Source organism: Alsobacter ponti (assembly GCF_024294805.1).
Classification (GTDB): domain Bacteria; phylum Pseudomonadota; class Alphaproteobacteria; order Rhizobiales; family Beijerinckiaceae; genus Alsobacter; species Alsobacter ponti.
The window spans coordinates 188,050-204,334 of the sequence record NZ_JANCLU010000007.1 but is presented as its reverse complement, the minus strand read 5'-3'; the positions used below and the strand labels follow the sequence as shown (position 1 = coordinate 204,334).

General features: G+C 71.0%; 22 protein-coding genes. 15 read left to right on the top strand and 7 right to left on the bottom strand.

Translation table 11 applies throughout. From position 1 onward, the window contains the following. Window positions 1-137: 137 nt before the first annotated feature. Complete coding sequence (locus tag NK718_RS09735; protein ID WP_254741062.1) at window positions 138-692, bottom strand: superoxide dismutase family protein; 555 nt, start codon at window positions 690-692, stop codon at window positions 138-140. A 184-nt stretch (window positions 693-876) separates the two neighbouring features. Between NK718_RS09735 and NK718_RS09730 the strand changes: the two genes are divergently transcribed. The 3 genes from NK718_RS09730 to NK718_RS09720 all read left to right on the top strand — a co-directional run bounded on the left by NK718_RS09730 (window position 877) and on the right by NK718_RS09720 (window position 2,842). Further along, window positions 877-1,242: a hypothetical protein gene (locus NK718_RS09730; protein ID WP_254741059.1), complete on the top strand. Its 366-nt coding sequence runs from the start codon at window positions 877-879 to the stop codon at window positions 1,240-1,242. Between the two features lie 249 nt (window positions 1,243-1,491). After that, on the top strand, window positions 1,492-1,767 hold the full coding sequence (infA, locus tag NK718_RS09725; protein ID WP_254741056.1) for a translation initiation factor IF-1: 276 nt from the start codon (window positions 1,492-1,494) through the stop codon (window positions 1,765-1,767). Window positions 1,768-1,960: 193 nt separating this feature from the next. Next, window positions 1,961-2,842 carry a MurR/RpiR family transcriptional regulator gene (locus NK718_RS09720; protein ID WP_254741053.1) on the top strand — a complete coding sequence of 294 codons (882 nt, stop codon included), beginning with the start codon at window positions 1,961-1,963 and terminating at the stop codon, window positions 2,840-2,842. A 33-nt stretch (window positions 2,843-2,875) separates the two neighbouring features. On the opposite strand, the gene NK718_RS09715 is transcribed toward NK718_RS09720, so the two are convergent. Then, window positions 2,876-3,646 carry an SDR family oxidoreductase gene (locus NK718_RS09715; protein WP_254741050.1) on the bottom strand — a complete coding sequence of 257 codons (771 nt, stop codon included), beginning with the start codon at window positions 3,644-3,646 and terminating at the stop codon, window positions 2,876-2,878. Between the two features lie 360 nt (window positions 3,647-4,006). On the opposite strand from NK718_RS09715, the gene NK718_RS09710 reads away from it, so the two are divergent. The 3 genes from NK718_RS09710 to NK718_RS09700 all read left to right on the top strand — a co-directional run bounded on the left by NK718_RS09710 (window position 4,007) and on the right by NK718_RS09700 (window position 5,518). Further along, window positions 4,007-4,342 (top strand): hypothetical protein, encoded by a 336-nt coding sequence (locus tag NK718_RS09710; protein WP_254741048.1) that lies wholly within the window; start codon window positions 4,007-4,009, stop codon window positions 4,340-4,342. A 13-nt stretch (window positions 4,343-4,355) separates the two neighbouring features. Then, window positions 4,356-4,754 (top strand): PRC-barrel domain-containing protein, encoded by a 399-nt coding sequence (locus NK718_RS09705; RefSeq protein WP_254741046.1) that lies wholly within the window; start codon window positions 4,356-4,358, stop codon window positions 4,752-4,754. A 140-nt stretch (window positions 4,755-4,894) separates the two neighbouring features. Next, window positions 4,895-5,518 (top strand): transglutaminase-like cysteine peptidase, encoded by a 624-nt coding sequence (locus NK718_RS09700; protein WP_254741043.1) that lies wholly within the window; start codon window positions 4,895-4,897, stop codon window positions 5,516-5,518. Window positions 5,519-5,530: 12 nt separating this feature from the next. Here the strand turns inward: NK718_RS09700 and NK718_RS09695 are convergent, their stop codons facing one another. Together NK718_RS09695 and efp are read right to left on the bottom strand one after the other, a co-directional pair. Then, a complete protein-coding gene (locus tag NK718_RS09695; protein WP_254741040.1) occupies window positions 5,531-6,208 on the bottom strand; it encodes a haloacid dehalogenase type II in 678 nt (225 codons plus the stop codon). An 87-nt stretch (window positions 6,209-6,295) separates the two neighbouring features. Further along, window positions 6,296-6,862, bottom strand: a complete 567-nt coding sequence (gene efp / locus NK718_RS09690; RefSeq protein ID WP_254741037.1) for an elongation factor P — start codon at window positions 6,860-6,862, stop codon at window positions 6,296-6,298. A 141-nt stretch (window positions 6,863-7,003) separates the two neighbouring features. Here efp and epmA point away from each other — a divergent pair, with 141 nt between their 5' ends. Further along, complete coding sequence (epmA, locus tag NK718_RS09685; protein WP_254741034.1) at window positions 7,004-8,056, top strand: EF-P lysine aminoacylase EpmA; 1,053 nt, start codon at window positions 7,004-7,006, stop codon at window positions 8,054-8,056. A 14-nt stretch (window positions 8,057-8,070) separates the two neighbouring features. Beyond that, window positions 8,071-9,192 (top strand): lysine-2,3-aminomutase-like protein, encoded by a 1,122-nt coding sequence (locus NK718_RS09680; RefSeq protein ID WP_254741031.1) that lies wholly within the window; start codon window positions 8,071-8,073, stop codon window positions 9,190-9,192. Between the two features lie 10 nt (window positions 9,193-9,202). Here the strand turns inward: NK718_RS09680 and NK718_RS09675 are convergent, their stop codons facing one another. Further along, entirely contained in the window at window positions 9,203-9,511 is a 309-nt protein-coding gene (locus tag NK718_RS09675; protein ID WP_254741028.1) for a hypothetical protein, read from the bottom strand. A 209-nt stretch (window positions 9,512-9,720) separates the two neighbouring features. On the opposite strand from NK718_RS09675, the gene NK718_RS09670 reads away from it, so the two are divergent. The 5 genes from NK718_RS09670 to NK718_RS09650 all read left to right on the top strand — a co-directional run bounded on the left by NK718_RS09670 (window position 9,721) and on the right by NK718_RS09650 (window position 12,946). Beyond that, window positions 9,721-9,939 carry a hypothetical protein gene (locus NK718_RS09670; protein WP_254741025.1) on the top strand — a complete coding sequence of 73 codons (219 nt, stop codon included), beginning with the start codon at window positions 9,721-9,723 and terminating at the stop codon, window positions 9,937-9,939. 104 nt (window positions 9,940-10,043) lie between these two features. After that, window positions 10,044-10,856 (top strand): glutamine amidotransferase, encoded by an 813-nt coding sequence (locus NK718_RS09665; protein ID WP_254741022.1) that lies wholly within the window; start codon window positions 10,044-10,046, stop codon window positions 10,854-10,856. 101 nt (window positions 10,857-10,957) lie between these two features. Continuing rightward, window positions 10,958-11,305: a hypothetical protein gene (locus NK718_RS09660; RefSeq protein ID WP_254741019.1), complete on the top strand. Its 348-nt coding sequence runs from the start codon at window positions 10,958-10,960 to the stop codon at window positions 11,303-11,305. 148 nt (window positions 11,306-11,453) lie between these two features. After that, window positions 11,454-12,287, top strand: coding sequence for a universal stress protein (locus tag NK718_RS09655; RefSeq protein WP_254741016.1), 834 nt, complete (start codon window positions 11,454-11,456; stop codon window positions 12,285-12,287). 263 nt (window positions 12,288-12,550) lie between these two features. Then, a complete protein-coding gene (locus tag NK718_RS09650) occupies window positions 12,551-12,946 on the top strand; it encodes a hypothetical protein (RefSeq protein WP_254741013.1) in 396 nt (131 codons plus the stop codon). A gap of 71 nt (window positions 12,947-13,017) precedes the next feature. On the opposite strand, the gene NK718_RS09645 is transcribed toward NK718_RS09650, so the two are convergent. After that, window positions 13,018-13,884, bottom strand: coding sequence for a shikimate dehydrogenase (locus NK718_RS09645; protein WP_254741010.1), 867 nt, complete (start codon window positions 13,882-13,884; stop codon window positions 13,018-13,020). Window positions 13,885-13,971: 87 nt separating this feature from the next. Continuing rightward, a complete protein-coding gene (locus NK718_RS09640) occupies window positions 13,972-14,157 on the bottom strand; it encodes a hypothetical protein (protein ID WP_254741007.1) in 186 nt (61 codons plus the stop codon). A gap of 267 nt (window positions 14,158-14,424) precedes the next feature. On the opposite strand from NK718_RS09640, the gene NK718_RS09635 reads away from it, so the two are divergent. Then, window positions 14,425-15,009 (top strand): 2-oxoacid:acceptor oxidoreductase family protein, encoded by a 585-nt coding sequence (locus NK718_RS09635; RefSeq protein WP_254741005.1) that lies wholly within the window; start codon window positions 14,425-14,427, stop codon window positions 15,007-15,009. A 10-nt stretch (window positions 15,010-15,019) separates the two neighbouring features. Further along, window positions 15,020-16,279 carry a transketolase C-terminal domain-containing protein gene (locus NK718_RS09630; RefSeq protein WP_254741003.1) on the top strand — a complete coding sequence of 420 codons (1,260 nt, stop codon included), beginning with the start codon at window positions 15,020-15,022 and terminating at the stop codon, window positions 16,277-16,279. Window positions 16,280-16,285 lie beyond the last annotated feature (6 nt).

The following is a 16,285-nucleotide window of genomic DNA, read 5'->3' as shown; positions in this document are numbered from 1 at the left end:
CGCTGGGGGTTTGGGGTCTGGGGCGTCCGTGGCCCGCCTTTTTACTTGTTGGGGGTTGGGGGGGCCGCCCTTTGGTTTTTTCTTCGGGGCGTTTAAACGGGGGGGGTTGACCCCCCCCCACCCCTCCCCTCTGCGTGCTATTCCGTGATCACTCCGCAGGCGGCGCGGCCGCCGGCGTCGCCGGTGGGGTCGGTGCGGTAGTCGTCCTTGCCTTCGTGGACGATCAGAGCCGTGCCGCCTTCGCGCAGCAGCGAGTTCGGCTTGCCCTTCTCCAGCGTCACCCCGGTGTTCAGCGCCTCGACGGTGATCTTGCCGTCGGCCCCGACATGCAGGTTGGGCATGTCGCCGGCGTGCTGGCCCTCGGCCTGCATCAGCCCATGCTTGCGGTTCTCGGGATTGAAATGCCCGCCGGCCGAGGTGAAGGGCGGCTCGCACTTGCCGGTCTGGTGGATGTGGAAGGCGCGCTCGGCCGCGAGGCCGGACATCGAGAGGCGGATCAGCACGCCGCGCGGCGTCTGGGTCAGCGTCGCCTCGCCGACCGGCTCGCCCTTGGCGTTGACCATCGACGCCTTCGCGGTCTGCGGCGCCGTCTGCGCGGCGGCGGGGACGGCGACCGCGAGCGCGGCGACGGCGGCGATGCCGGCGGCGGCCAGGGCAGCGAAACTCTCGACAAACTTCTCGGGGGACTTCATGGACCATCCTGTCTCGGTGGTGTGATCGACGCGGGCGAGCCTATCCGCCGCCGCCGCGCGCGCAAGGCGCGGGCGTGTGCGCTGCCGCGCACCGCGCGCGTCATCCGAGGCCACCGTGTGCCGGGCTTGAACGCGGCTGAGGGGCGTGCGCGAATGCCGTCGTTCCAGTTTGAGGAATTGCCCGATGAGACGATTGCTGCTGGGCGCGCTGGCCGCGCTCCTGCCCGCGACCGCGCAGGCCGGCTACGCGCCCCGAGAGCCTTGGCAGAAGAAGACGCTCGCCGCGATCCGCAGGGAGGCAAAGGCCGTCCGCGCGGCCCGCTTCGAGCGTCGCGACAAGCTGGTTCTCCTCATGGTGGATGACGGCGGCAGGCGCGACGGCTACGTCGAGACGATCTGCGTGGTGCTGAGCCAAGCCGGCATTCCGGACGGCTTCGCCGTGGTCGTGCAAGTGCTGGACGAGCACGCCGCCCGGCGCGGCCTCGCCCTGGAGATGGGCAGGGCGATCTGCACGAAGATGGAAGACGGCGGTCTCGTCACGTTCGACTGACATTCACGCCTCCTGCGTCGGGTGGGGCGCGGCACGACGCAGCCGCGCGCGGCTCCGCTTGGGGCTTGCCCCGCGCCGCTCGACAGGGTACGGGGTCGGGTCGCGCGCGCCGCCGCCTTCTCCCTTCGGATCGATGACCGGCGCGCACCGGAACGAGGACGCCCCGGCGCCGGCCAACGGCGGGGCATTTCGATGGAACGCCGCGCCCCCGCGCGGCATTGGCCCGACCCCGACGCGGGAGGATGCTGGATGGCCAAAGAGGAAGTGATCGCCTTCGACGGACTCGTCACCGAGATCTTGCCGGATGCGCGATACCGCGTGCAGCTCGACAACGGACACTCCGTGATCGCCTACACGTCGGGCAAGATGAAGAAGAACCGGATCAAGACGCTGACCGGCGACCGCGTGACGGTCGAGATGTCGCCCTACGACCTCGACAAGGCGCGCCTCGTGTTCCGCCACAAGGACGAGCGCGCCGGCCCGCCCCCCGGCGCCGGCTCCCGCCCGCCGATCCGCCGCCGCTGACCCCGACCCGCCGGCCGCCCGGCCGGCGTCGCCAGCCCGGTGCGTCGCGCGCCGGCCCCGCCGCCTCCACAAGGACGCGCCGATTCCAGAACGGATCGGCGTTTTGCGCCTTTAGGTGGAAAGCCTGTTCCGAAAGTGGTTTGATGGACCGCGACCGCCCGCCCGGGCGGTGGAACGAGGCGATCGCGCAGCCATGTCGACCGACGACATCCCACGGGACTTCAACAGTTTCCGCGGCCTGCTGGCGGAACGGCGCGACGAGCTGCCGCGCCGCCTGCAGCAGGTCGCCGCCTTCGCCGTCGACCATCCCGACGAGGTGGCGTTCGGCACCGCCGCCAGCATCGCGCGCCTCGCCGGCGTGCAGCCCTCGACGCTGGTGCGCTTCGCCAAGGCGATCGGCTATTCCGGCTTCTCCGACCTGCAGGGCGTGTTCCGCAACCGCCTGCGCGACCGCTGGCCCGACTACGAGGAGCGGCTGAAGACGCTCAACGACACCGGCGACGAGCAGCGCGACCCGATGCGCCTGCTGTTCGGCTTCTCGGAATCGGCGATGTCGTCGCTGGAGCGGATGCGCCAGACCATCTCGGCTCAGGACCTCGAGCGCGCCGTCGCGGCGCTGGCGGAGGCCGACACCATCTACCTGCTGGGGCAGCGGCGCGCCTACGGCGTCGCGGCCTATCTCGCCTACGCCTTGCCCAAGCTGCGCCTGCGCGCCGTGCTGGTCGACAACGTCGCCCAGCTCGGGCCGGAGCAGCTCGCCAATGCCGGCCCCAACGACGTGGTGCTGGCGGTGAGCTTCACGCCCTACACGCCGTTCACCGTCGACCTGTCGCGCGAGGCGGCCGAGCGCGGTGTGCCGGTGATCGCCATCACCGACAGCGTGTTCAGCCCGCTGCGCGAGCAGGCCGACATCTGGTTCGAGATCGTCGAGACGGACTTCGCCGCCTTCCGCTCCATCTCCGCCACGTTCTGCCTGGCCATGGCGCTGGCCGTGGCGGCGGGCGAGCGCCGGGCCAAGCGCGGCGGCGCGGCCTCGCCCCGCCGCGGCCGCGAAAGCGCGCGCAGCAAGGCCTGAGCGGCCAAGGCCGGGACTTCGCCGGCCCCGCCTTCAGCCGCGTCCCACGAACGGCATCTTCGTCGCCATGACGTTCATGAACAGCACGTTGGCGTCGAGCGGCAGGCTGGCCATGTAGGCCACGGCGCGCGCCACGTGGGCGGGGTCGATGCGCGGCTCGACCGCCATCTGGCCGTTGGCCTGGATGACGCCCGCCGTCATGCGCTCCGTCATGTCGGTGGCGGCGTTGCCGATGTCGATCTGCCCCACCGCGATGTCGTACTTGCGGCCGTCCAGCGAGCTGGAGCGGGTGAGCCCGCTGATGGCGTGCTTCGTCGCCGTGTAGGGCGCCGAGTTGGGGCGCGGCGCGTAGGCGGAGATCGAGCCGTTGTTGATGATGCGCCCGCCGCGCGGGGTCTGGTCCTTCATCACGCGGAAGGCCTGCTGGGTGCACAGGAACGGGCCGGTGAGGTTGGCGTCGACCACCGTCTTCCACTGCTCGTAGGTGAGGTCCTCCAGCGGCACCGCCGGCGCGCCGGTGCCGGCGTTGTTGAACACCACGTCGACCCGGCCGAAGCTCTCGACCGCCTTGTCGAACAGCGCGCGCACCGAGGCGGGGTCCGACACGTCGGTCGGCACGGCGACGGCGCGGGCGGGCGCGACGAGGCGGGCGGTCTCCTCCAGCGGCTCGCGCCGGCGGCCGGCCAGCACCAGGGTGAAACCGTCGCGGGCGAGCGCCTGCGCCGTCGCGCGCCCGACGCCGGTGCCCGCGCCCGTGATGATCGCAACCTTGTCCGCCCCAGCGCCAGCCCCAACCCCTGCCATCGTCTCGTCCCTTCCAGAAGCGTCCGGCCCCGGAGGCGGGCCGGCCCTGACTCGGGCGACACTCTGGCCGTCCCCCGTCACGCGCGCAAGCGCCGCGCGCGCGGGGCCGACCCCCGCGCCGGCGGGAACCGGCGGCTCGCGCGGCGGTTGAGTCCAAGCGCCGACGGCGCGGTCCAAACCAGGCAGGAGGCGGCGGCGATGATCCGGAAGCCCGACACGACGCGGTCCGCGGGACCGCTTTCCAGTGTTCCGACGGAATTCGCACCCGAACTCGCAACCAATGTTCGGAGCTTCGCATCGAGGCGGATTTCGGCGTCGAATTCGGCGCTGAAGAGCGCGGTTTCGCATGCGGTTCCAGCGATGGTCCGAAGCGCGTGGCTGGCCGCCGCGTGGCTCAGCCTGGCGCTGGCCGGCGGGCCGGCTCTGGCGCAGGACGCCACCCAGCCCCCGACCCTGCCGGTGCAGCCCGGCAACCCGCAGACCACCATCCCGGAAAAGGTCGACCCCAAGGCGGTCCCCAAGGGAGAGACCACGGGCAGCACCCTCTCCGAGCAGCTCAAGGACAGCAAGGGCGTCATCAAGCCGCCGCCCGGCGTCGACCCCGAGATCCACGTCCCCGCCCCCGAGGTCGGCCGCATGCCGGTGATCCCCCCGCCCGGCTCGCCCGGCGGCGCCAAGGACGTCCAGCCCCGCTGACGGAGTGCCCGCCATGAAGGCCCCCGAGGACCGCGGCAGGAACCCCAGGGACGAGCTGCCGATCGACGAGACCCAGCGCCTCATCGCCTCCGACAAGGTGGAGGGCACCGAGGTCTACTCGCCCGAGGGCGAGCAGCTCGGCGCCATCCGCAACTTCATGGTCGACAAGGTGACCGGCAAGGTCGCCTACGCCGTGATGTCCTTCGGCGGCCTGCTCGGCATCGGCGACCGCTACCACGCCCTGCCCTGGCGCACGCTCACCTACGACACCAGGCTCGGCGGCTACGTCGTCTCCATGAGCCGCGAGAAGCTGGAGCGCGCCCCCAGCTACAAGGCGGCCGAGACGCCGTGGTCCGAGCCCGGCTACGGCCGCGGCCTGCACGACTATTACGGCGTTCCCTGGGGATCGTGAGTTCGGTGCGGGTAACCACTCGCATACCAACGATTGCGCTTGGGGCCGGGCACACCCCGACACGTAAAATCCGAAGGAATTTCAAAACCTGATCGACGCAAGCGGCGGGACAGGATCGGCTCCAACATCAAGGGGCCGCCATGTTTCGACTGCTTCTTTCTTCGTTGATTGCCTTCGCCACGCTGACCTCCGCCTCCGAGCTGGGGGCGGTCGAGCGTAACCCGATGCCGCAGACCGCCTCCGCCGTGCTGGGCGGCGAGACGGCGCGTCCGCTCTCCGCCTGGGTGGAGTTCTGCGCGACCTACGCCGACGAGTGCCGCGTTGACGCGAGCGAGCCGGAGACGATCCGCCTGACGCCGGACATCTGGCGCGCCCTCAATGACGTCAACGCGCGGGTGAACCGCACCGTCACCCCCGTCACCGACATGCAGCACTGGGGCGTCGTCGACCGCTGGACGCTGGCCGAGGACGGGCTCGGCGACTGCGAGGACTTCCAGCTCCTGAAGCGCCGCAAGCTGGCCTCGCTCGGCCTGCCGCGCCGCGCCATGCTGATGACCGTCGTGCTCGACGAGAACGACGAGGGCCACGCCGTGCTGATGGTGCGCACCGACCGCGGCGACCTCGTGCTCGACAACAAGCGCGACGAAGTTCTCTCCTGGGACCGCACGCCCTACGTCTATGTGAAGCGCGAGAGCCAGGACAATGTGGCCTGGGTCAGCCTGAACCGCCTGTCCGGCGTGACGACGACGGCGACGCGGCGCTGAGCCGCGCCGCCCTCAACCCCTCGGCGCGACGTGGTCGGGAAGGCCGGAGAGGTCCGGCAGCTCGACGCCCGTGGTCACCCAGCGATACTCGGGCGGCTGCCCGGAGCGGTTGACCCAGACCACCCGGAAGCGGTGGTCGGACGCCGCCGCCGCGTCCCAGGCGTTCGACGACTGGAACGAGATCGCGTCCGGTTCGACCCCCAGCGCCTCGATGGCATGGCGATAGACGCGCGGATCCGTCTTGTAGACCCCCACCTCCTCCACCGTGATCACGTCGTCGACGAGGGCGGTCAGCCCGGCCGAGGCGAGCGCCGCCTCGATCATCGCCGGCGATCCGTTGGTGAGGATGGCGTTGCGCAGCCCGCGCTCGCGCAGGTCCGCAAGGACGGCCCGGACCTCGGGGTAGGGCGTCAGCGTCGAGTAGGACTTCATCAGCCGGTCGCGAAGGGCGGGGTCGGCCAGCCCGTGGCTGGCGAGGGCGAAGTCGAGCGCCTCGCCGGTCACCGTCCAGAAATCGGCGTGGCGGCCCATCAGCGAACGGACCCAGGTGTATTCGAGCTGGCGCTGCCGCCACAGCCGCGCCACTCCCTCATGCGCGTCGCCGAGCTCCCCGGCATGACGCGCCACCGCCGAATGCACGTCGAACAGCGTGCCGTAGGCGTCGAACAGGCATATGCGGACTTGCGGCATGGCGAACCTCCGGCGGCCCGCGCGAGGGCCCGGCCGAAGGAGGCGCCGCGTCCGGCCCGGCGTCAAGACGCCGGGCGGAAGGACGGATCAGTCCTTGGCGCGTTCGACGTAGGTTCCGTCCTCGGTGAGCACGACGATGCGCGTGCCCGAGGCGACGTGCGGCGGCACCATGACGCGCGCGCCGTTGGTGAGCATGGCCGGCTTGTAGGAGGAGGAGGCCGTCTGCCCCTTCACCGTCGGCTCGGTGTCGGTGATCTCCAGCGTGACGCGGGCCGGCAGCTCGATGGCGACCGCGACGCCCTCGAACATGGAGAGCTTGCAGGGCATGCCTTCCTGCAGCCAGATCGCCATGTCGCCGATCACGTCGGCGTCGACGGTGATCTGGTCGTAGGTCTCCTGGTTCATGAAGTGGTAGCCCTCGCCGTCCTGGTAGAGGAACGAGTAGTCACGGTCCTCCACGAAGGCGCGCTCGACCTGCTCGGTCGTGCGGTAGCGCTCCGATACCTTCACGCCGTCCGAGATGCGGCGCATGTCGAGCTGGGTGACGGGCGTGCCCTTGCCGGGATGGATGTTCTCGGCGCTCAGGACGACGTAGAGCTTGCCTTCCTTCTCGACGATGTTGCCCTTGCGGAGCGAGCTGGCGATAACCTTCACGGGGTGTCTCTCTGGTCGGAATGCGGAAATTCGGCGGCGCGGGGATCGGGCATGCTCGCCGCGCCTCCCCGGAACGGAGCGGCGGCGGAACCGGCAGGACCCTGCGACTGAGGTTGAGCCTTTCAGCACGGAATCGATGAAATGACCAGCCCCCCACCGCCTTCCACCTGGTGGAGTCCGCACGCGCATGCCGACCGGCGGCCCTTCCTGATCGCCCGCAACCGCATCCTCGCCCGCATCCGGTCCTGGTTCGAGGCGCGGGGATTCACGGAAGTGGAAGGCGCCATTCTGCAGATTTCGCCCGGAAACGAGGCTCATCTGCACGGATTCCGCACAGAAATCGTGTCGATCTCAGGCGAACATCGCCCGCTCTTCCTTCACACCTCGCCCGAATTCGCCTGCAAGAAACTGCTGGCCGCCGGCGAGGAGCGGATCTTCGACGTCGCCCGGGTGTTCCGCAACCGCGAGCGCGGCCCGCTTCACCATCCCGAGTTCACCATGCTGGAATGGTACCGGGCGCGAGAGCCCTACGAGACGCTGATGGACGACGCCGCCGCGCTGCTGGCGCTGGCGGCCGACACAGCCGGCCGGCCGGTCTTCTCCTGGCGGGGCCGCGACTGCGACCCGACGGCGCCGCCCGAGCGCCTGACGCTGGCGGAGGCGTTCGACCGCTACGCAGGCATCGACCTCCTGGCCACCGTCTCTGCCGAAGGAACCGACCTCGAGGCGCTGGCGGCGGCGGCGCGCGCGGCGGGTGTCCGGGTGGCCGAGGACGATGTCTGGGCCGACGTGTTCAGCCGGGTGCTGGTCGAGAAGATCGAGCCGCGGCTCGGCGTCGGCCGGCCCACCATCTTGTGCGAATACCCGGTGAGCGAGGCGGCGCTGGCGAGGCCCAAGCCCTCCGACCCGCGCGTCGCGGAACGGTTCGAGCTCTATGCCTGCGGCATCGAGCTCGCCAACGCCTTCGCGGAACTGACGGACCCGGCCGAGCAGCGCCGCCGTTTCGCCGCCGAGATGGACGAGAAGGAGCGCGTCTACGGCGAGCGCTACCCCGTGGACGAGGATTTCCTGGCGGCGCTCGCCGCCATGCCGCCCGCCAGCGGCATCGCGCTGGGCTTCGACAGGCTCGCCATGCTGGCGACAGGCGCGACGCGAATCGAGCAGGTGGTGTGGACGCCGGTGGCCGAAATGTGAGAGGGAAAGCCGCGATGACATCCCCCGCCTTCAAGATCGCGCCCCAGGAAGCCTCGGCCTCCGGGGCGGCCTCCGCCTCTGCCGTCCCGGTCGCGCCCCGCACGCTGCGCACCGCGACCGAACTGGCGTGGGCCGGCCTCGTGCCCGAGGACGCGATCGCCGCGCTCGACGAGGTGTCGGCGCGCTACGCGATTTCGGTGACGCCCGCCGTGGCGGGCCTCGTCGACCGGGCCGACCCCGGCGACCCCATCGCCCGGCAGTTCGTGCCGGACGTCCGCGAGCTGGCCGCGACGCACGAGGAACGGGCCGACCCGATCGGCGACGAAGCCCACAGCCCCGTCGAGGGCGTGGTGCACCGCTATCCGGACCGCGCCTTGCTGAAGCTGGCCGATGTCTGCGCCGTCTATTGCCGCTTCTGCTTCCGCCGCGAGATGGTCGGCCCGGGCGGCACGGGCATGCTGTCGCCCGAGGCGCTGGAGGGGGCCTACGCCTATTTCCGGGCGCATCCGGAGATCTGGGAGGTGATCGTCACCGGCGGCGACCCGCTGGTGCTGTCGCCGCGCCGCGTCCGCGAGGTGACGCAGGCGCTCGGGGCGATCCCCCACGTCAAGGTGCTGCGCTGGCACACCCGCGTGCCGGCGGTGGCCCCGGAGCGCGTCACCCAGGCCATGGTCGAGGCGCTGACCTGCTCGGACAAGACCGTCTACGTCGCGCTGCACGCCAATCATCCGCGCGAGCTGACGCCTTCCGTCCGCGCGGCCTGCGCCAGGATGGCGGACGCGGGCATCGCCATGGTGAGCCAGAGCGTGCTGCTGAAGGGCGTCAACGACGACGTCGAGACGCTGGCCGCGCTGATGCGCGGCTTCGTCGAGGCGCGGGTGAAGCCCTACTACCTGCACCAGGGCGACCTCGCGCCCGGCACCTCGCACTTGCGCACCACGATCGAGGAAGGCCGCGCCCTCGTCGCCGCCCTGCGCGGGCGCGTCTCCGGCCTGTGCCAGCCTCATTACGTGCTCGACATCCCGGGCGGGCATGGCAAGGCGCCGATCGCGCCAGATGCGATGGCGGCCGGGCTCGACGCCGTGACCGACTACCGCGGACAGGTCCACGTCTACCCCCCGGAGGCGGAGGGCTGAACGCCCTCGCTCAGAACGTCATCACCGGCGCGAAGAAGCAGCGCCGGGAGCCGTCGGCCTTGCGGCAGCGCCAATAGTCGTGGTCTTCCGAGACATAAGCGTCCGAAAACGGCACGAATTCGTTTCCGTCCAGCAGGTAACCGTCTTTCACCACGACGATCCGCGCGGGAGCGACCGCCAGGCAATCGTTCGGCCCGCAGCAGTGAACCCCCGTCGTGCGGTCCGTGTAGCCGCCGTTGTTGATCCAGAAATCGTGTCCCTGGGCCGGCATCGCGGCGACGAGTGTCGCGACGGCGGCCATCCGCAGCAAGCCGGGCATGGCCTTGTCCTGTCGTGGCGACGTCCGCGAAACCTTCCGCGACTGTCGCCGGGAAGCCCACTCCTGGCCCGAGGAAGCCGGCCGCCCGGGCCGTCCTCGCGCCCATGGGATGAACGTGCGCCGACGCCCCACGGTTGCCCGGCGCGCCTGTGCAGGCCGAGAGAAACGCGATAGACTCCCAACTTCGGCGAGGACGGGAGGAGGCAGGCTTGCGGCCCGAGGCGCGTCGCCCGTTGCGCAGCGAGATCGAGGATGTGGAGGCCGAGCATGCCGACCGCATGACGGCCAACCTCCTCGCCGTGATCGTGTGCCTGCTGCTGATCGGCGCCGGCCTGTTCCTGGTGGAAGGGCTGGACCGCGCCGCCAAGGTCCAGGCCTGCTTCGAGGCGGGGCGGCGCGTCTGCGCCAGCCAGGGCCTGCGACCGTGAGTTGAGACGGGCCTGCATGGCTGCGCCGACCGCGACCGCCTCGACGACGCGTCGCGCCTGTGGCACGCTTCGTGCCTGACCGGTGGTGACGGTCGGACGGAACCATGCCCCCACATCCCTCGCGAATCCTCATCGTCCTGCATCAGGAGCATTCGACGCCCGGCCGGGTCGGCCGCCTTCTGGCCGAGCGCGGCTACGCGCTCGAGGTGAAGCGCCCGCCGCTCGGCTGCGTGCTGCCGGAGTCGCTCGAGGACTATGCCGGCGTGGTCGTGTTCGGCGGCCCGATGAGCGCTAATGACGAGCACGAATGGCTGCGCCGGCAGACCGACTGGATCGGCGACGTGCTCAAGTCCGGCACGCCCTATCTCGGCCTCTGCCTCGGCGCGCAGATGATGGTGCGCCAGCTCGGCGGACGCGTGGAGCCCCATCCGCACGGCCACGCCGAGATCGGCTATTACCCGCTGTCGCCAACCGCGGCGGGGGTGGAGGCAGCCAAGGAGATCGGCGCGCCCTGGCCGGCCTGGGTCTACCAGTGGCATCGGGAGGGCTTCGACCTGCCCTCCGGCGTCGTGTCGCTGGCCACCGGCGACCTGTTTCCCAACCAGGCGATCCGGTTCGGGGAGAGCGCCTACGGCTTGCAGTTCCACCCGGAAGTGACCTACGCCATGATGTGCCGCTGGACGACCCGGGCGCACGAACGCATGGCCATGCCGGGCGCGCGGCAGCGCCACGAGCACCTGGAAGGGTGGTTCCAGCACGACCCGCACGTGCGAAGCTGGCTCGACGCCTTCCTCGACCACTGGCTCTCGCTGGCCGACCACAAGCACCCCGTTGCGGTGCCTGAAACGGATCTGGCGCCCTGCGAGTGCCGCGACGATGCTCCGGCGGGCGCGCCGGACGCCATGGCCAGCGCCTGACGATTTCGCGAGCGCCGCTCCCGCTCCGGCGACTTCGCTTGGCAAGGCCCGGCGCTGGGCTAGACTTCGCGCCGCCTCCCGCGTGCAATGGAGAGAACGCCATGACGACGATAAAACGGATCGCCGTGTTCCGCGCCCTCGCCGGCGCCGCCGCGCTGGCCGCCCTGGCGGTGTCTTCGGCCCCCGCCTGGGCCGACTCCGTCGACGGCAACTGGTGCGACGAGAAGGGCCGAACCCTCTCCATCGAGGGCTACACCATCCTGACGCCGGGCGGACACAAGACCCAGGGCGACTACTCGCGGCATCGCTTCTCCTACGTCGTGCCCAACGCGGAGCCCGACGAGGGGAGCCCCGTCTCGATGCTCCTGATCAACGAAAACACCATGCGCGCGACGACCGGACAGCAGCCGGGCTCGGTGATCTGGACCCGCTGCGAAAAGGTAAGTTGAAGCCGCATGGATCGCGCCGGCATGGTCTGGCGTTGACTCGACAGGGTGATATGATTCCCAGGCTGGCGCGTGACGCCGTGGCGGGAGCGGGTTCTCCCGCCCGCGTGCATCCGGCTTGGACGTGGCCCCGAACCCGGTCGAGACGCCCATGAAAACCGTCTTCGTTCCTCTGGACGACCCCGAAGTCTCACGCCCCATCATCGAGACGGGGCTGCTCTTCGCGCGGCGCTTCGGCAGCTATGTCGAGGGCGCGGCGACGCTGCCGGTGCTCGACAACTACATCGTCGGAGAGATGGTGCCTCTCTGGCCGCCACAGCAGCGCAGCATGGGCGACATCGCCCGCGAGGCGTTCGAGATGTTCAGCTCGGTGATGACCCGGGCCGAGGTCCCCGCCCGCGAGCGCGTCGGTGGCGAAGGCCTGTGCCAGGGCTGGCACGAGCCGCCGCTGCTCGGCGACGGCGCCGTGGCCAGCCACGCCCGCGTCTTCGACGTCACCGTGCTCGGCCGCCCGATGAACGGGGCCGGCGGCCCCCGCCTGTCGCTGCTGGAAACCGTCGTGTTCGAAAGCGGACGGCCGATCGTCATCACGCCGCCCGACCCGCCGACCACGCTGGGCGACAACGTCGTCATCGCGTGGAACTGCAGCACCGAGACGGCGCGCACCACCGCGCTGGCCATGCCCGTGCTGCACCAGGCCAAGCGCGTCACCGTGCTCACCGTCGAGGAGGGCACCGTGCCGGGGCCGACCGGCGCGGAAATGGCGCGCACGCTGCGCATCAACGGGATCGACGCGGAGCCGGTGACCATCTCCGCCAAGAGCAAGACGGCGGGCGAGGCGATCCTCGATTTCGCCGAGAACCTCAACGCCGATTTGCTCGTCAAGGGCGCGTACACGCAAAGCCGGCTGCGCCAGATGATCTTCGGCGGCGCGACCAGCCACATCCTCTCGGCGGCCAGGCTGCCCGTGTTCATGGCTCACTGAGCCCGCCGGACGCCTCCGCGCGGGGCGTCCGGCTCCTCTCCTTCGTCCCGATCCCTGGCGAATCCCGGCGCGTGTTCGGCGAACATGAACCCGCGTCCCTGTCCATGCGGCATTCCGACGCAGGGCGGCAACGCGGCCGCGTTGAGGCTGTTGAACTCCCCGAATGCCGCCGTCGACGAACATGAACGGCGGACAACGGCGGGTTCAGGGGCCGTTCAGCCCCGTCCCGCTAGGTTCAGGACACCAGATCGAAGGAGATCGTCATGTCCCCCGTCTTTACCGCCAACGCTCGCAAGACGCTCGCCGCCGGCCTCGCCGCCGTGACGCTGGCCGCCGGACTGATGTCGGGCGCTCCCGCCGCCGAGGCGAAGGACGGCCGCAACGCGGCGCTCTTCGGCGGCCTCGCGGCCGGCGCCGTCGTCGGCGGCGCCATCGCCAGCGCGGCGCGCCCGGCCTATGGCTACGGCTACACCGGCAGCTACTACAACGACGGCTACTACGCGCCGACCTATCGCAGCTACTCCCCGGCGCGGAGCTACTATAACGGCGCCTACTACAACCAGGAGACCTATATGCGCCAGTGCTGGCGCGAGCGTCAGCCGGTCTACGACGCCTATGGCGACGTGGTCGCGTGGCGCAAGGTCCGCGTCTGCAACTGACCCTGGTTCCTCCCAGGCGACTTCCCTCCCGGCGGATCTCCGCCGGGAGTTTTTTATGCCCCGGGCGTCTTTCAGGCCCCTGGCGTCTTGGCGCGGATGTCGGCCTCCAGCAGCGCCCGCAGCGCCGGCGTCACGCTCGGCGTCACGCCGAACCAGTGCGCGAACCCGGCGACCGCCTGGTGCAGCAGCATGCCCAGCCCATCCACCGTGCGCAGTCCGCGCGCCCGCGCCTGCCGCAGCAAAGGCGTGTCGAGCGGCACGTAGACGATGTCGTTGACGACGGCTCCCGCCTTCAGCTGCGTCAGGTCGATGTCGAGCGGCGGCTTGCCGAGCATGCCGAGCGACGTGGTGTTGACGAGGAGGTTCGCCTCCGGGAGCAGGGCTGGGAGGGCGGTCCAGTCATGGGCCGTGACGCCTTCGCCGAAATGGGCGGCGAGATCGCGCGCCGTCGCCGGCGTGCGGTTGACGAGCCGCACCGCGAAGCCGCGCGACAGCAGGGCGTAGACCGCCGCGCGAGCCGCGCCGCCCGCGCCGAGCACCACCGCCACGCCGCCCGCCGCGTCCCACCCCGGCGCGAGCTGGTCGAGATTGCCGAGAAAGCCGTAGGCGTCGGTGTTGCCGCCGACCAGCCTTCCGCCCTCCAGCCAGATCGTGTTGACCGCCCCGATGGCGCGGGCGGCCTCGTCGATCTCCGCGAGGAACGGGATCACCGCCAGCTTGTGGGGGACGGTGACGTTGCCGCCCACATAGCCCTCGGCCCGCAGGTTCTCGAAGAAGGCCGGCAGCGCCTCCGGCGCCACGTCGCGCGCCTCGTAGACGCCCGCCAGGCCCAGCGTCTCCAGCCAATGGCCGTGCAGCATGGGCGACCGCGAATGCGCGATGGGATGGCCGATGACGAAGGCGCGCTTCGGGCGCGGCCCGGTCTGGGAAACGGACATTGCGGCGGCTCCTGCGGTCGCGGGACGGACCCGCCCTGCGCATGAAGCCCTACGCGCGCCCCGTCAAGTGCTCGCGGAGACGGGACGTCAGCTCGGCGTCTTGTCGGGATCGGTGTCGGGATCGGTGGACGCCGCCTGCTGCCTGGCCGGGCCCTTCGCCCGGTCGTAGGCCTCGGCGCGTTCCTTCCAGTCGCTGGCGAGCTTGAGCAGGGCCGCGCGCTTGGCCTTGTCCGGAGTCCGCAGGGCGAGCTCCAGATAACGTGCAGCGTGCAAGCGCGCTCGATTCGGCACAGCCGCTCCCCCACTCCGATGCCCGGCCAACGACGGCGATCTCCGGACGGTTCCGCACGGGCCCGGCCAGGAGGCCGCGCGCGCGCCGTCGGCTCCATTCCGTACCGCCGGCGCGAGACGAAGGCCGCTCAAAACTTGAGGCATGTCATGGCGGCGCTTGCCCGGCTGGGCTCCGATGCCGGCGTCGGACAGGCGACCGGGCTCGCGAGACCCGGCGTCCCGGACGGGCGCGGGAGGACGGCGCGGCTCATGTTCCAGATTCGCATTCACGGGCGCGGAAGCCAGGGAGTCGTCACGGCCGCGGAGATGCTGTCGGTCGCGGCCTTCCTGGAGGGCCGGCACGCCCAGGCCTTCCCGAGCTTCGGGTCGGAGCGCATGGGTGCGCCCGTCGTCTCCTTCTGCCGCATCGCGGACATCGAGATCCGCCTGCGCGAACCGATCATGGAGCCCGACTGCGTCATCGTGCAGGACCCGACGCTGCTGAAGGTCGTCGACGTCTTCGCCGGGCTGAAGCCGGGCGGCTACCTGATCGTCAACACCAATCGCGGCTTCGCCGACCTGCACATCGAGGGGATCGTGGCCGGGCTGCCGCGCGGGCATGCCGTCGCCGTGCCGGCAAGCGAGATCGCCCAGAAGCATGTCGGCCGGCCGCTGCCGAACGCCGCCATGCTCGGCGCCTTCGCCGCCCTGACCGGCCTCGTCCACCTCGACAGCGTCCAGCGCGCCATCCGCGAGACGTTCCGCGGCGCGGTGGGCGACGCCAACGTCGCGGCCGCGCTCGCCGCCCATGACGAGACGGCCCGTCGCGGGGCCGCCGCCGACGCCGCCGCCTGAGGAGCCGCCCATGCTCAAGCAGATCGAGGGTTCGCGCGCCATGGCCGAGGGCATCGCGCTGTGCCGACCGGAGGTCATCTGCGCCTATCCCATCACCCCGCAGACGCACATCGTCGAGCGGCTGGGCGAGCTGGTGAAGGAGGGCGACCTCGCCAACTGCGAGTTCATCAACGTCGAGAGCGAGTTCGCCGCCCTGTCGGTGGCCATCGGCGCGTCCGCCGCCGGCGCGCGCGCCTACACCGCCACCGCCTCGCAGGGCCTGCTGTTCATGGCCGAGGCCGTCTACAACGCCTCGGGGCTCGGCCTGCCCATCGTCATGACGCTGGGCAACCGGGCCATCGGCGCGCCCATCAACATCTGGAACGACCACTCCGACGCCATGTCGATGCGCGACGCCGGCTGGCTCCAGCTCTTCGCGGAAACCAACCAGGAAGCGCTCGACCTCCACATCCAGGCCTTCCGCCTGGCCGAGGAGCTGTCGATGCCGGCGATGGTGTGCGTCGACGGCTTCATCCTCACCCACGCCGTGGAGCGCGTCGACATCCCGGACCAGGCTCAAGTCGACGCCTACCTGCCGCCCTACGACCCGGTGCAGGTGCTCGACCCGGCCGAGCCCGCCTCGATCGGCGCGATGGTCGGCCCGGAGGCGTTCACCGAGGTGCGCTTCCTCGCCCACTACAAGCAGACCCAGGCGCTGCGCCTGCTGCCCGCCTACGCCGAGGAGTTCCGCGCCGCCTTCGGCAGGGAGTCGGGCGGGCTGCTGCGCCGCTATCGGACCGAGGACGCGGCGCTCGTCGTCGTCGCCATGGGCTCGGTGTGCGGCACCATCAAGGACACGATCGACGAAATGCGCGCGGACGGAGTCGCCATCGGCCTCGTCACGCTCGTCGCCTTCCGGCCCTTCCCCGTCGAAGCGCTGCGCGACGCGCTGGCCGGCGCGCGCGACGTGGTAGTGGTGGAGAAGAGCATCGCGGTCGGCATGGGCGGCCAGCTCGCCACCGACGTCGACGCCGCGCTGCGCAACCTCCCCGAGCCGCCCCGCCTGCACTCGGCCGTGGCCGGGCTCGGCGGACGGCCGATCACCCGCCGCTCGCTGCACCGCCTGTTCAGGCAGGCGACCGACGCGCCGTGGGAGGGCACCCATTTCCTCGACCTCAACGAGCAAGTCGTCGGCCGCGAGATCCATCGCACGCGCAAGACCCGCCGCTCCGGGCCGACGGCAGAGAACCTCCTGCGCGTGCTGGCCGAGCCGGCGCGCGAGGCGAAATGAGGGACG